Source organism: Actinotalea caeni (assembly GCF_009733795.1).
In the GTDB taxonomy this organism is placed as follows: domain Bacteria; phylum Actinomycetota; class Actinomycetes; order Actinomycetales; family Beutenbergiaceae; genus Pseudactinotalea; species Pseudactinotalea caeni.
The window spans coordinates 39,433-51,977 of sequence record NZ_WNXX01000017.1; the positions used below are offsets into that span (position 1 = coordinate 39,433).

Sequence of the window (12,545 nt, forward strand, 5' to 3'; positions counted from 1 at the left end):
CACCACGAGGGAGCAGCCATGCACGGTCACGAGGGCGTCACCGTCACGGGTTCGGCGTCGGTCGACGTCGAGCCGGACATCGTCGTCGCCGACATGGGCGTCGATGTGCGCGACGACGACGTCTCGACCGCGCTCCGCGCTGCCGAGGCCGCGCTGGAGGAGATGCGCGCCGCGCTGCTGTCGCGCGGCGTCGAGCGGCCGGACATGCGGACGGCGCAGACCTCGATCTGGCGGCAGGACCGCACCGACGACAGCGGGGCCGTCGTCGGCACCACCGTGCACGTGCGCCTCGGGCTGCAGGTGACGCTGCGCGACACCGCCACGGCCGGCGAGCTCGTGCACGCCGCGCTCGCGGCCGCGGGTCCGGTCGCGCAGATGAACGGCCTGTCGTTCGCCGTCTCCGACGCGACGTCGGCCCTCGCGCAGGCGCGCGACGCGGCGTTCGACGAGGCGCTGGCCGCCGCGCAGCGCTACGCCGCGAGGGCCGGCCGCGTCCTCGGTCAGGTGGTCGCGGTGGTCGAGGAGCCCAGCGGCGGCCCCGTGCTGCCCCGCGCCCTCAAGGCAGGCGCGGAGATGGCGCTCGCGTCGCTGCCGGTCGAGCCGGGCGTCCAGGCGGTCTCGGCCTCGGTGCGGGTCACCTGGTCGTTCGCGGGCTGAGCGTGCCCCACCCGACCGGTCCGGCGTCGCTCAGCGCGGCGCGGACCCCGGCGGTCGCTGCCCGGGCGCGACGGCACCCCACCGGGCCGCCGCACGGGCGAGCCCGGCCGCGTCGTCCCCGCCGGGGTCCTGCTGCCAGGCGAGGTAGCCGTCGGGTCGCACGAGGACGGCGGGCGCGGCGGGGTCGGTCTCGACCGTCCGCACGACGGCGGCGGGATGGTGAGCGGCGAGCAGCCGCTGCGGCGCGGCGAGCACGAACCGCGCCGGCGACAGCGGCAGGTCGGTGCCGCCGCGGTGCGCGCGGGACCCGACCGCCCGATGGCTGCCCGCGGGCGCCGGGTAGCGCAGCCCGACGCCGCTGACCCGGCCGACGAGCGCGGCCCGGACCCTCGGCAGGGAGGTCGCCGTCCGGATCGCGACGTCGCGCATCGCCCTGGTGACGGGGTCGCGGCGCAGCGCCGCGCGGATGAGGCCGCCACTGACCCGCAGCACCTGCGCACCGATCGGCTGCCGCTCGTCGTGGTAGGTGTCGAGCAGGTCGTCGCGGGCGCGCCCGTCGAGCACGGCCGCGAGCTTCCACGAGAGGTTGGCGGCGTCCTGCAGGCCGGTGTTCATCCCCATGCCGCCGGCGGGGGAGTGCACGTGCGCGGCGTCGCCGGCGAGCAGCGCCCTCCCGACGCGGTAGCGGCGGACCTGCCGCTCGTCGCTGTGGAAGCGTGACGTCCAGCGCGTCTCGCCCATCCCGAGGTCGGTGCCGAGCACGCGTTGGACGACGTCACGGACCTCCGCGAGCGAGACCGGTTCGTCGACGTCGGGCTCGCGGCGGGCGTCGCGGGCGATGACGCGGTACCAGCCGTCGCCGAAGGGGGCGACGAACACGAAGCCCTCCTGGTTGCCGCGTGCGGTCAGCACGTCGGGCGGCGGGGACCCGAGCCGGACGTCGGCGAGCACGAGCGACCGGATCACCGACTCGCCCGGGAAGTCGAGGCCGAGCGCGTCCCGCACGCGCGATCGGTGCCCGTCGGTGCCGACGACGTAGGCCGCCTCGGTGACCGTGGTGCCGCCGTCCTGGTCGACGCCGCTCAGCCGGACGCCGTCGTCGTCCTGCGTGAGATCGGTCACGGTGACGCCCTCGACGAGGCGGGCACCGTGGTCGAGCGCACGCTCGAGCAGCAGGCGTTCGACGTGGTGCTGCGGCGTCACGAGCACGAACGGGAACGGGCTGTCGAGACCCGTGAGCGGGAGGGTCGCGCTCCCGAAGAGCTGGAGGCGGTCCACGGGCTGGCCGGTGGCGACGAGGGCCTCGGCGAGGCCGCGGACCCGCAGGTGCTCCAGGGTGCGCGCGTGCACCGCGAACGCGCGTGTGAGGTTCGAGCGCCCGAACCGCTTCTCGAGCACCAGCACGTCCGCACCGGCCTCGGCCAGGTCGCCGGCGAGCAACAGACCGGTCGGCCCCGCCCCGACGACGACGACGTCCGCACCGGCCCCCGGGCTCACGACCTCACCTCGTGCACCTGCTCGACGCTACGGCCCGTCCCCGGGCTCCGTCCAGGGCTCCGACCTCGGGTATGCTGGCCCGCGTTGCCTCGGCGAGGGACGTCGGACGGCCGTGCCACTCGGCCGCCGCGTGATCCTACGCACCGACAGTCCGTGATCGACGTGGTGGGGCGCTCGCGTGAGCGCTGTCCGCCCGGTGTCCCGCGTCGAGGAGCACCCGTTCTCCCCACGACGAAAGCGCACTCCCATGGCTGACAACACCACGCTCGCCGCCACCGTCCGCACCGAGTTCGGCAAGGGCGCCGCCCGCCGCACCCGCCGCGCGGGCCAGATCCCCGCGGTCCTCTACGGGCACGGCTCCGACCCGATCCACCTCGCGCTCCCGGGCCACGACACGTTCCTCGCGCTCAAGGGCAACGCGAACGCGCTGCTCACGCTCGAGTTCGACGGCCGCTCGGAGCTCGCGCTCACCAAGGACGTGCAGCGCGACCCGGTGAAGCGCACCATCGACCACGTCGACCTCGTCATCGTGCGTCGCGGCGAGAAGGTCGTCGTCGACATCCCCGTCCACGTCGAGGGCGAGTCCGCGCCCGGCACGATCCACACGGTCGAGTCGCAGACCCTGTCGGTGCGCGCCGAGGCCACGCACATCCCGGAGGCGCTCACCGTCTCGATCGAGGGCCTCACCGAGGCCGACGACGTCCGCGCCGCCTCGGTGCCGCTGCCCGACGGCGTCGAGCTCGAGACCGACGGCGACACCGTCGTCGTCTCGATCACGGTCCCGCGCGCGAGCGCCGACGACCTCGAGGCCGACGAGGCCTCCGCCGCCGCGGGCGCCTCGGCGGGCGAGGCCGGCGAGGCCGCTGCGGAGAACGACGGCTCGGAGTCCGGCTCCGACGAGTCCTGACCCGGGTCTCGTCCATGGCCGACGGTGCACACCTCGTCGTCGGGCTCGGGAACCCGGGCCCGGCGTACGCGGGCAACCGTCACAACGTCGGCCACATGGTGCTCGACGTGCTCGCCCGGGACGTCCCGGGCGGGTTCGTCAACCACAAGGCGCGCGCCCAGGTGCTCGACGGCCGGCTGGGCGTCGGGCCGGGCGGCGCGCCCGGGCCGCGGGTCGTGCTCGCGCGGCCCAGCACCTACATGAACCTCTCGGGCGGCCCGGTCGCCGCCCTGCTGCGCTTCTACGACATCCCGGTCGAGCGCCTGGTCGTCGTGCACGACGAGCTCGACCTGCCGTTCGGCACGCTCCGCCTCAAGCGCGGCGGCGGCGAGGGCGGTCACAACGGGCTCAAGTCGATCAGCGCTGCGATCGGCTCGCGCGACTACATGCGGCTGCGTGTCGGCATCGGCCGCCCGCCCGGCCGCCAGGACCCGGCGGACTACGTGCTGCGCGACTTCGCGGTCGCCGAGCGGGCCGATCTCGCCGTCATCCTCGAGGAGGCGGCCGACGGCGTGCGCGACCTCGTCGAGAACGGCCTGGTGCTCGCCCAGGACCGGCTGCACGCCCCGCGCTGAGCCCGCACCCGCCGGGTGGGCCGACGTGACCCGTGCCACCGGGTCCGTCGTCGGCGACCCCGTAGACTTGACGCCCTACCCGCAGCCGTCTGCCGCGCACCCCCTGCGACCGGCGGATGTGGGCTCGTCGTGCTGCCCACCGGCCGAACCGAGGAGCTCATGCCCACGCTGACCGCCCTGCTGCCCGCGCTCCGCCACGACCCCGGCCTCGCCGAGCTGGTCGAGGCCGTGCCCGCGCGCGGCGCCCTCGACATCGCCGCCTCCGTCGGCGTGCGGCCCGCCGTCCTCGCCGAGCTGGCGACCCGCGGCAACCGCCCGCTGGTCGTCGTGACGGCGACCGGTCGCGAGGCCGAGGAGCGCGCCGAGGCGCTGCGCGGCTACCTGCCCGCCGACGACGTCGCGACCTTCCCGGCCTGGGAGACGCTGCCCCACGAGCGGCTCTCGCCGCGCTCCGACACCGTGGCCCGCCGCATCGCGGTGCTGCGCAGGCTCGCGCACGCCCACGGCGACGGCGAGCAGGGTGCCGCGAGCTCGACCCGCCCGATCCGCGTGCTCACGATGCCGGTGCGGGCGCTGCTGCAGCCGGTCGTCGCGGGGCTCGGCGACCTCGAGCCGGTCGCCCTGCGCACGGGGGACACCGCCTCGATGGACGACGTCGTGCAGGGCCTGGTCGACGCGGCCTACACGCGCGTCGACATGGTGACGCGCCGCGGCGAGTTCGCCGTGCGCGGCGGGCTGCTCGACGTCTTCGCACCGACCGAGGCGCACCCGCAGCGCATCGAGTTCTGGGGCGACGAGGTCGAGGAGATCCGGTGGTTCTCGGCCGCTGACCAGCGCTCGCTGGAGATCGCGCAGGACGGCGTGTGGGCGCCGCCGTGCCGCGAGATCCTGCTGACCGACAGGGTGCGGGAGCGTGCCGCGGCCCTCGTCGAGCGGCTGCCCGGCGCCGCCGACATGCTCGAGAAGCTCGCGGAGGGCATCGCGGTCGACGGCATGGAGTCGCTCGCCCCGGTGCTCGTCGACGAGATGGTCCCGGTGCTCGAGCTGGTGCCCGCCGACTCGCTGCTGGTGCTCGACGACCCGGAGCGGCTGCGCCGGCGCGCGCACGACCTGGTGGCGACGACGCAGGAGTTCCTCGAGGCCGCGTGGACCTCGGCCGCCGCCGGCGCGCAGACCCCGCTCGACCTGTCCCAGGCCTCGTTCGCGACGCTCGCGGCGACGCGCGACGTCGCGGCCCGCCGCGGCCTGGGCTGGTGGACGCTGGGCGCCTTCGAGGCCGACGCCGAGCTCGCCGAGATCGCCCGGGAGGCCGGCGACGAGGTCGCCGACGGCGCCGCGGGCGCAGGCGACGACGTCACCTGGGCCGACGGCGACCCCGCGGCGTCGGTGACGATCGCCTCGCGCGACGTCGTCGGCTACCGCGGCGACATCGAGCGCGCGGTCGCGGACCTGCGTGACCTCACCTCCGCCGGCTGGCGGCTCGTGCTGGTCACCGAGGGCGCGGGCCCGGCGCGACGGATGGTCGAGCAGCTGCTCGCCGCGGACGTGCCCGCGCGTCTGGTCGCTGACCTCGAGCCCGCGGGCGGCGACGCGCGCGAGGGCGAGGACCCGCAGCTGCCGCCCGCCGGCATCGTGCTCGTGACGACGGCGAGGGTCGGCAAGGGGTTCGTCTCCGAGCCGCTGCGGCTGGCGGTGTTCACCGAGGCCGACCTCACCGGCCGCGCCGGCACCTCGACGCGCGACATGCGCACGCTGCCCTCGCGCCGTCGCAACGTCGTCGACCCGCTGGCGCTCAAGGCCGGCGACTACGTCGTGCACGAGCAGCACGGCGTCGGCCGCTTCGTCGAGCTCGTGCAGCGCACCGTGGGCACCGGAGCGGCCGCGGCGAGCCGCGAGTACCTGGTCATCGAGTACGCGCCGAGCAAGCGCGGCCAGCCCGGCGACCGGCTGTTCGTGCCGACGGAGTCGCTGGACCAGGTCACCAAGTACACAGGTGGCGAGGCGCCGTCGCTCAACCGGATGGGCGGCGCGGACTGGGCGAAGACCAAGGGCCGTGCGCGCAAGGCGGTCAAGGAGATCGCCGCCGAGCTGATCCGGCTCTACGCCGCGCGGATGGCGACCAAGGGTCACGCGTTCGGGCCGGACACGCCCTGGCAGGCCGAGCTCGAGGACGCGTTCGCGTTCGTCGAGACGCCGGACCAGCTCGCCACGATCCAGGAGGTCAAGGCCGACATGGAGAAGCCGGTCCCGATGGACCGGCTGATCTGCGGCGACGTCGGCTACGGCAAGACCGAGATCGCGGTGCGCGCGGCGTTCAAGGCCGTGCAGGACGGCAAGCAGGTCGCGGTGCTGGTGCCGACGACGCTGCTGGTGCAGCAGCACCTCGACACCTTCACGGAGCGGTACTCGGGCTTCCCGGTGGTCGTCAAGGCGCTGTCGCGGTTCCAGACCGACAAGGAGGCCCAGGAGGTGCGCGACGGCGTGCGGGACGGCACGGTCGACGTCGTCATCGGCACGCACCGGCTGATCACCGGCGAGGTGCACTTCAAGGACCTCGGGCTGGTCGTCGTCGACGAGGAGCAGCGGTTCGGCGTCGAGCACAAGGAGACGCTCAAGCAGCTGCGCGCCGAGGTGGACGTGCTCTCGATGAGCGCGACCCCGATCCCGCGCACGCTCGAGATGGCGGTGACCGGCATCCGCGAGATGTCGACGCTCGCGACCCCGCCGGAGGAGCGACACCCGGTGCTGACGTTCGTCGGCCCGTACTCGGAGAAGCAGATCGCCGCCGCGATCCGGCGCGAGCTGCTGCGCGAGGGCCAGGTGTTCTACGTGCACAACCGGGTCGAGTCGATCGAGAAGGCCGCCGCGCGGCTGCGGGAGCTGGTGCCGGACGCGCGCGTCGAGGTGGCGCACGGGAAGATGAACGAGCACCAGCTCGAGCGGGTGATCGTCGACTTCTGGGAGAAGCGGTTCGACGTGCTCGTGTGCACGACGATCGTCGAGACCGGGCTGGACATCTCGAACGCGAACACGCTGATCGTCGAGCGTGCCGAGGTGCTCGGGCTGTCGCAGCTGCACCAGCTGCGCGGCAGGGTCGGTCGTGGCCGTGAGCGCGCCTACGCCTACTTCCTGTACCCGCCCGAGCGCCCGCTCACCGAGACCGCGCACGACCGGCTGCAGACGATCGCGGCGAACACCGACCTCGGCGCCGGCATGCAGGTGGCGCTCAAGGACCTCGAGATCCGCGGCGCCGGCAACCTGCTCGGTGGCGAGCAGTCCGGGCACATCGCCGGGGTCGGCTTCGACCTGTACGTGCGGATGGTGGCCGACGCCGTCGCCGGGTTCCGCGGCGAGAAGACCGAGGAGCTGCCCGAGCTGCGGATCGAGCTGCCGGTCGACGCCCACATCCCCGAGAGCTATATCGAGCACGAGCGGCTCCGGCTGGAGGCCTACGCGAAGCTGTCGGCCGCGGCCGACGAGGACGCGATCGCCCAGGTCGCCGAGGAGCTCGACGACCGCTACGGCGCGCCGCCGGAGCCGGTGCAGCGGCTGTTCGAGGTCGCTCGCCTGCGGGTGGCCGCGCGCGCGGCGGGGCTGTCGGAGATCACCGTGCAGGGCAAGTACGTGCGGTTCGCGCCGGTCGACCTCGCGGAGTCGCGGCAGGTGCGGCTCAAGCGCCTGCACCCCGGCACGGTCCTCAAGCCCGCCCTGCGCACCGCGCTGGTGCCCGCGCCGACGACGTCGAAGGTCGGCGGCCAGCCGCTCGTCGGCGAGCCGCTGATGGCGTGGGTGCGCAGCGTGATCGAGGACGCCCTCGTCGCGGTGCCGGTCGCCACCGGCTGACGTCCGCAGGCCGGCGTCCGCAGGCCGCGAGCGGACGTGGTCAGGTGGTCGCGGCGCTGCGCCGCCCGCGGCGCTCGACGACCATCTCGTCGGTCATGTCCTCGAGCTCCTTGCCCTTGGTCTCGGGGATCTTGAGGAGCACGAAGACGAACGACAGCAGCGCGAACACCGCGTAGAAGCCGTAGGCGAAGGTGAGCCCGATCTCGGCGAAGGCGGGGAACGTCGTCGAGATGAAGAAGTTCGACAACCACTGCGCGGCCGCGGCCACCGCGAGCGCCCAGGCGCGGATCGAGTTCGGGAACATCTCGCCGAGCAGCACCCACACCAACGGGCCCCAGCTGACGCCGAAGGCGATGACGAAGACGTTCGCGCACACGAGCGCGATCGTCGACCAGGGCGCGGCGAGCTCGGCGGTGGAGCTGCCGTCGTCGGCGGTGACGATCGTGGCGTTGGCGAACGCGACCGCCATCAGGCCGAGCGAGACCACCATGCCGGCGGAGCCGGCGAGCAGCATCGGACGACGACCCACCCGGTCGACGAGCAGGATCGCGACGATCGTCACGACGATGTTCGTCACGGAGGTGATCACGGTGATCGTCAGCGCGTCGGACTCCTCGAAACCGACCGACCGCCACAGCGTCGTCGAGTAGTAGAAGATCACGTTGATCCCGACGAACTGCTGGAACATGGACAGCAGGATCCCGAGCCAGACGATCGGCTTGAGCCCGAGCCGACGCCCCCGCAGGTCGCCGAGCCGCTGCTGGCGCTCCTCGCCGAGCGAGGTGCGGATCTGCTCGATCTTGAGGTTGACGTCGGTCTCGCCGGTGAAGTCGAGCAGCACCTGCGAGGCCTTGTCGACCTTGCCGCGCGCGACCAGGAACCGTGGCGACTCCGGCAGCCGCAGCGCCATCACCCCGTAGACGATCGCCGGCACGGCCTCGGCCATGAACATCCAGCGCCACGCCTCCCGGCCCAGCCAGAGCTCGTTGGCGGCGCTGCCCGCGCTGCTGGCGAGCCAGGCGTCGGAGAGCAGGGCGACGAAGATGCCGGTGACGATCGCGAGCTGCTGCAGCGAGGCCAATCTGCCGCGCACCCGGGCGGGGGAGACCTCGGCGATGTAGGCGGGCGCGATGACCGACGCCGCGCCCACGCCGAGCCCGCCGACCACCCGCCACACGATGAGGTCGATCACGCCGAACGCGAGCCCGGACCCGATCGAGGACATCAGGAACAGCACGGCCGCGATCAGCATCACCGGGATGCGCCCGAGCTTGTTGGCCAGCCCGCCGGCGAACCAGGCGCCGACGACGCAGCCGAGCAGCGCCGAGGAGACCGCGAAACCGGACAGCCCGGCCCCGAGCGAGAACTGGTCGGTCAGCGCGTCGACCGCGCCGTTGATGACCGCGGTGTCGAAGCCGAACAGGAAGCCGCCGAGCGCGGCAGCGATGCAGATGCCGATGACGCGGGCGTTGAGCCTGGGTGGTGCGGACGCCTCCATGCCGATCCCTTCCCCCGGGCGAGGACCGGGCAGGCCCGTCGCAGCTGGTACGACGAACCTAGCCCCGGACCCGCCCGGGGGCGCCGAGAACGCCCACCACCGGCCGCACGAGACCTCGCCGCCGGTGCCGGGTCAGCGGGACGCGACCTCGCGCACGAACATCCGGCAGCGCTCCTGCAGCCCGGCGATGCGGTCCGCGACCAGCAGGTCACGGATCTCGGCGACGCCGCTGCCGGCCTCGGCCGACGTCGGAGGACGACGGGCATTGGTCGAGCAGCGGAAGTCGGCGCAGATCAGGGTGCCGATCGAGTCGCCGCGGCGACCGGCGGGACCGGCCCGGCGCGCGGTGAGGAGCGTGACGTCGTCGGTCTCGACGACGTCCTCGCACCAGGCGCACATCGCGCGCCGGCGCGGCCCGCTGCCGCGGTCGGCGACGCGGAGCACGATACCGGTCGGGACGTCGTCGATCTCGACGACGACGTAGGCGACCAGCGGCGCCTTGCGGTCGCGCCAGCCGAGGTACTCCAGCCGGTCCCAGCGGACGGCGGAGAGGTCGGGCAGGGTGGCCTGCGCGACCTCGCGACGGGTGGCGTTGACGAACGACGCCCGGATCTGGGCGTCGGTGAGCGGGGTCATGACAGAGGTGTCCTTCGTGCGTGGGGTCGGGGTCGACGGGACCCGCCCGCACGCCGACGCACGGCACGCCGGGACGACGCGTGCGCACGCTGTCGCGTGCGCGAGGAGAGCTGCGGTCAGCGGGGACGGGTGGCAGGAGCGACCGCTGAGCAGGCCTGTCCGGCCACCCCGCTCCCTGCGGCGACACCCATCGCTGCTCCTCGCTGTCCGACCCGCGGCGCGGACACGCACGCGGTCACCGACCACGCTACCCAGGCCGCTGCGGCGTGGTCGAGGCGATTTGAGCGTGACACGGGCCACTCGGGTCGCTAGCGCGCCGCGACCGAGACCAGCTGACCCTTGCCGAGCGGCACCAGCGCCGTCGCCCAGCCGGGCTCGGCCCGCAGCAGCTCGGCGAGCGGAGCGACCTGCTCGACGTGCGAGACCGCGTTGTCGACGACGAGCGAGCCGCCCGGCCGCAGTGCGGTGCGGATCGCGGGCCACCACCCGGCGTAGCGACTGCGCTCGGCGTCGAGGAAGAGCAGGTCGACCGAGCCGGGCGGGCACGCGCCCAGCCAGGCGCCGCCGTCGGCGGTCACGAGCTCGGCCGTCACGCCCGCGCGGTCGAGGTTGCCGCGGGCCTCGGTCTGGTCGGCGACGTCGACCGACGTCAGCCGGCCGCCCGTGCGCCCGACGGCGTCCGCCAGCCAGATCGTCGAGTAGCCGTTCGAGGTGCCGATCTCCACGACCCTGGTCGCCGCGACCGCCTGGACGTGCCACCACAGCCACGCGGCGGCGTCGGGCTCGAGGTTGCGGCGTCTGCGCTGCCGGTCGGGCTCGTGCTCGTCGAGCCGGCGACCCTCGTCGTGCAGGTCGGTCAGGAAGCGGCGGAGCGTGGCATCCATCCCGTTCGATCCTGCCACGGCCTCACACCAGCAGTGCGGACACCGCCTCGACCAGCGCGGACGCCGCCGCGCGGGCCTGCTCGGCGGTGGTGTCGCGCCCGAGGGTGAGCCGCACCGCGGTCTGGGCGACCTCCGGGTCGATGCCGAGCGCCAGCAGCACGTGCGAGGGCTCGTCGCGACCGGCGGCGCACGCCGAGCCGGAGGAGACCAGCACGCCGCGCCGCTCCAGCTCCAGCAGCACGGCCTCGCCGCTGGTGCCCGGGAAGCAGAACGACGCGTGGTGCGGGAGCCGGGACGTCGCCGAGCCGGTGAGCACCGCCGTCGGCAGCGCGGCGCGCACGCTCGCGACCAGCTCGTCCCGCACAACCGCGAGCGCGGCCGCGCGCTCGCCGCGCTCGGCCTCGGCCAGCTCGAGCGCGACCGCCAGCGCCACCGCGCCGGCCACGTTCTCGGTCCCGGACCGGCGCCCACGCTCCTGCCCGCCGCCGTGCAGCACCGGCTCGACGGCGAGCCGGCCGCGCAGGTAGACGGCGCCCACCCCCTTGGGTGCGCCGACCTTGTGCCCGGAGATGCTCAGCGCGTCCACACCGAGCGCGCCGACGTCCAGCGGCAGCCACCCGGCCGCCTGCACCGCGTCGGTGTGCACGAGCACACCCTGCTCGCGCGCCACCGCGGTCAGCGCGGCGACGTCCTGCACGGTGCCGACCTCGTTGTTGGCGTAGCCGACGCTCACCAGCGTGCTCCCCGGGTGCACGGCCGCCGCGAGCCGCTCGGGCGCGAGCGCGCCGTCGCCGTCGACACCGAGCACCTCGCTGGTGAAGCCGTGCAGCCGGGCCAGCGCGTCCACCGAGGCGAGCACCGCCTCGTGCTCGACGGCGGTCGTCAGCACGTGCCGGTCCCGGGGCTGCCCGAGCGCCAGCCCCTTGATCGCCAGGTTCGCGCCCTCCGTGCCCCCCGAGGTGAAGACGACCTCGCTCACCCGGCAGCCCAGCACCGCCGCCACGCGGGCCCGCGCGTCGGCGAGCGCGGCCGCCGCCCGCTGGCCGAGCTCGTGGCGGCTCGAGGGGTTGCCGAACTCGCCGGTCAGGTAGGGCCAGGCGGCCTCGAGGGCCTCGCGGCGCACCGGGCCGGTGGCGGCGGTGTCGAGGTAGAGGGTCATCGCACCTCGATGTCGAGCCCGAGGTCGAGCGAGCCGGCGCTGTGGGTGAGCGCGCCGACGCTGATGACGTCGACGCCGGTCTCCGCGATCGCGCGCACCGTGTCGAGCCGGACGTTGCCGCTGGCCTCGACGACCGCCCGGCCGGCGACGAGCGCCGCTCCCTCGCGCAGCTCGTCGAGCGTGAAGTTGTCGAGCATGACGACGTCGACACCCGCGGCGAGCACCGGCTCCAGCTGGTCGAGGCGGTCGACCTCGACCTCGATGCGCACCGTGTGGGGCACGCGCTCGCGCGCGGCCCGCAGCGCCTCGGTGACGTCCAGCCCGGAGGCGAGCAGCACCGCCAGGTGGTTGTCCTTGACCATGACGGCGTCCGACAGGCCGAAGCGGTGGTTGTGACCACCGCCCGCCCGGACCGCGTGACGCTCCAGCAGCCGCAGCCCCGGGGTGGTCTTGCGGGTGTCGGCGATCCGCACCCCGGTGCCGGCGACGGCGGCCACGTAGCGCGACGTCGTGGTGGCCACGCCGCTGAGCCGCTGCGCGAAGTTGAGCGCGACCCGCTCCGCCTGCAGCACCGCGGCGGCCGGGCCGCTCACGCGTGCCAGGACCGCTCCGCCGTCGAAGGTCGCGCCGTCGTCGACCAGCAGGTCGACCACGGTGGTCGGGTCGGTCAGGCGGAAGGCCGCGGCGACCGCGGCGCCGCCCGCGAAGGTGCCGGGCTCGCGCGCGACGAGCTCCGCGGTCGCGGTCGCGGTCGTGGGCACGAGCGCCTGGCAGGTGAGGTCGCCCCAGGGGGCGTCCTCGCGCAGCGCCTGCCCGACGACGTCGGCGACGGCGGCCTGGTCGAGCACGC

The 12,545-nt window shown here is 74.6% G+C and carries 10 protein-coding genes; 4 read left to right on the forward strand and 6 right to left on the reverse strand.

Features of this window, described 5'->3' with window-relative positions; genetic code table 11:
- Nucleotides 1-18 precede the first annotated feature (18 nt).
- On the forward strand, nucleotides 19-657 hold the full coding sequence (locus tag GPA02_RS14100; RefSeq protein WP_156200728.1) for an SIMPL domain-containing protein: 639 nt from the start codon (nucleotides 19-21) through the stop codon (nucleotides 655-657).
- Between the two features lie 30 nt (nucleotides 658-687).
- Here GPA02_RS14100 and GPA02_RS14105 read toward each other — a convergent pair whose 3' ends face one another.
- Nucleotides 688-2,154, reverse strand: coding sequence for an FAD-dependent monooxygenase (locus GPA02_RS14105; RefSeq protein ID WP_156200730.1), 1,467 nt, complete (start codon nucleotides 2,152-2,154; stop codon nucleotides 688-690).
- Nucleotides 2,155-2,401: 247 nt separating this feature from the next.
- On the opposite strand from GPA02_RS14105, the gene GPA02_RS14110 reads away from it, so the two are divergent.
- The 3 genes from GPA02_RS14110 to mfd all read left to right on the forward strand — a co-directional run bounded on the left by GPA02_RS14110 (nucleotide 2,402) and on the right by mfd (nucleotide 7,518).
- Complete coding sequence (locus GPA02_RS14110; protein ID WP_156200732.1) at nucleotides 2,402-3,061, forward strand: 50S ribosomal protein L25/general stress protein Ctc; 660 nt, start codon at nucleotides 2,402-2,404, stop codon at nucleotides 3,059-3,061.
- A 14-nt stretch (nucleotides 3,062-3,075) separates the two neighbouring features.
- The gene (gene pth / locus GPA02_RS14115) at nucleotides 3,076-3,675 is read left to right on the forward strand and encodes an aminoacyl-tRNA hydrolase (RefSeq protein ID WP_156200734.1); all 600 of its coding nucleotides are present in this window, start codon (nucleotides 3,076-3,078) and stop codon (nucleotides 3,673-3,675) included.
- Nucleotides 3,676-3,834: 159 nt separating this feature from the next.
- Nucleotides 3,835-7,518: a transcription-repair coupling factor gene (gene mfd, locus GPA02_RS14120; protein ID WP_156200736.1), complete on the forward strand. Its 3,684-nt coding sequence runs from the start codon at nucleotides 3,835-3,837 to the stop codon at nucleotides 7,516-7,518.
- 40 nt (nucleotides 7,519-7,558) lie between these two features.
- Here the strand turns inward: mfd and GPA02_RS14125 are convergent, their stop codons facing one another.
- From GPA02_RS14125 to nadC, 5 genes are all read right to left on the reverse strand, one after another.
- Nucleotides 7,559-9,016, reverse strand: coding sequence for a sugar porter family MFS transporter (locus GPA02_RS14125; RefSeq protein WP_156200738.1), 1,458 nt, complete (start codon nucleotides 9,014-9,016; stop codon nucleotides 7,559-7,561).
- A 132-nt stretch (nucleotides 9,017-9,148) separates the two neighbouring features.
- The gene (locus GPA02_RS14130; RefSeq protein ID WP_156200739.1) at nucleotides 9,149-9,652 is read right to left on the reverse strand and encodes an FBP domain-containing protein; all 504 of its coding nucleotides are present in this window, start codon (nucleotides 9,650-9,652) and stop codon (nucleotides 9,149-9,151) included.
- A gap of 308 nt (nucleotides 9,653-9,960) precedes the next feature.
- Nucleotides 9,961-10,536, reverse strand: a complete 576-nt coding sequence (locus GPA02_RS14135) for an O-methyltransferase (RefSeq protein WP_156200741.1) — start codon at nucleotides 10,534-10,536, stop codon at nucleotides 9,961-9,963.
- Nucleotides 10,537-10,558: 22 nt separating this feature from the next.
- Nucleotides 10,559-11,695: a cysteine desulfurase family protein gene (locus tag GPA02_RS14140; RefSeq protein ID WP_156200743.1), complete on the reverse strand. Its 1,137-nt coding sequence runs from the start codon at nucleotides 11,693-11,695 to the stop codon at nucleotides 10,559-10,561.
- Nucleotides 11,692-12,543: a carboxylating nicotinate-nucleotide diphosphorylase gene (gene nadC / locus GPA02_RS14145; protein ID WP_156200805.1), complete on the reverse strand. Its 852-nt coding sequence runs from the start codon at nucleotides 12,541-12,543 to the stop codon at nucleotides 11,692-11,694. Before nadC ends, GPA02_RS14140 begins: the two co-directional genes overlap by 4 nt.
- Nucleotides 12,544-12,545 lie beyond the last annotated feature (2 nt).

Coding starts and splice junctions, on each gene's coding strand:
- GPA02_RS14100 (WP_156200728.1), top strand. CDS start 19: ATGCACGGTCACGAGGGCGTCACCGTCACGGGTTCGGCGTCGGTCGAC.
- GPA02_RS14110 (WP_156200732.1), top strand. CDS start 2,402: ATGGCTGACAACACCACGCTCGCCGCCACCGTCCGCACCGAGTTCGGC.
- pth (WP_156200734.1), top strand. CDS start 3,076: ATGGCCGACGGTGCACACCTCGTCGTCGGGCTCGGGAACCCGGGCCCG.
- mfd (WP_156200736.1), top strand. CDS start 3,835: ATGCCCACGCTGACCGCCCTGCTGCCCGCGCTCCGCCACGACCCCGGC.
- GPA02_RS14125 (WP_156200738.1), bottom strand. CDS start 9,016: ATGGAGGCGTCCGCACCACCCAGGCTCAACGCCCGCGTCATCGGCATC.
- GPA02_RS14130 (WP_156200739.1), bottom strand. CDS start 9,652: ATGACCCCGCTCACCGACGCCCAGATCCGGGCGTCGTTCGTCAACGCC.
- GPA02_RS14135 (WP_156200741.1), bottom strand. CDS start 10,536: ATGGATGCCACGCTCCGCCGCTTCCTGACCGACCTGCACGACGAGGGT.
- GPA02_RS14140 (WP_156200743.1), bottom strand. CDS start 11,695: ATGACCCTCTACCTCGACACCGCCGCCACCGGCCCGGTGCGCCGCGAG.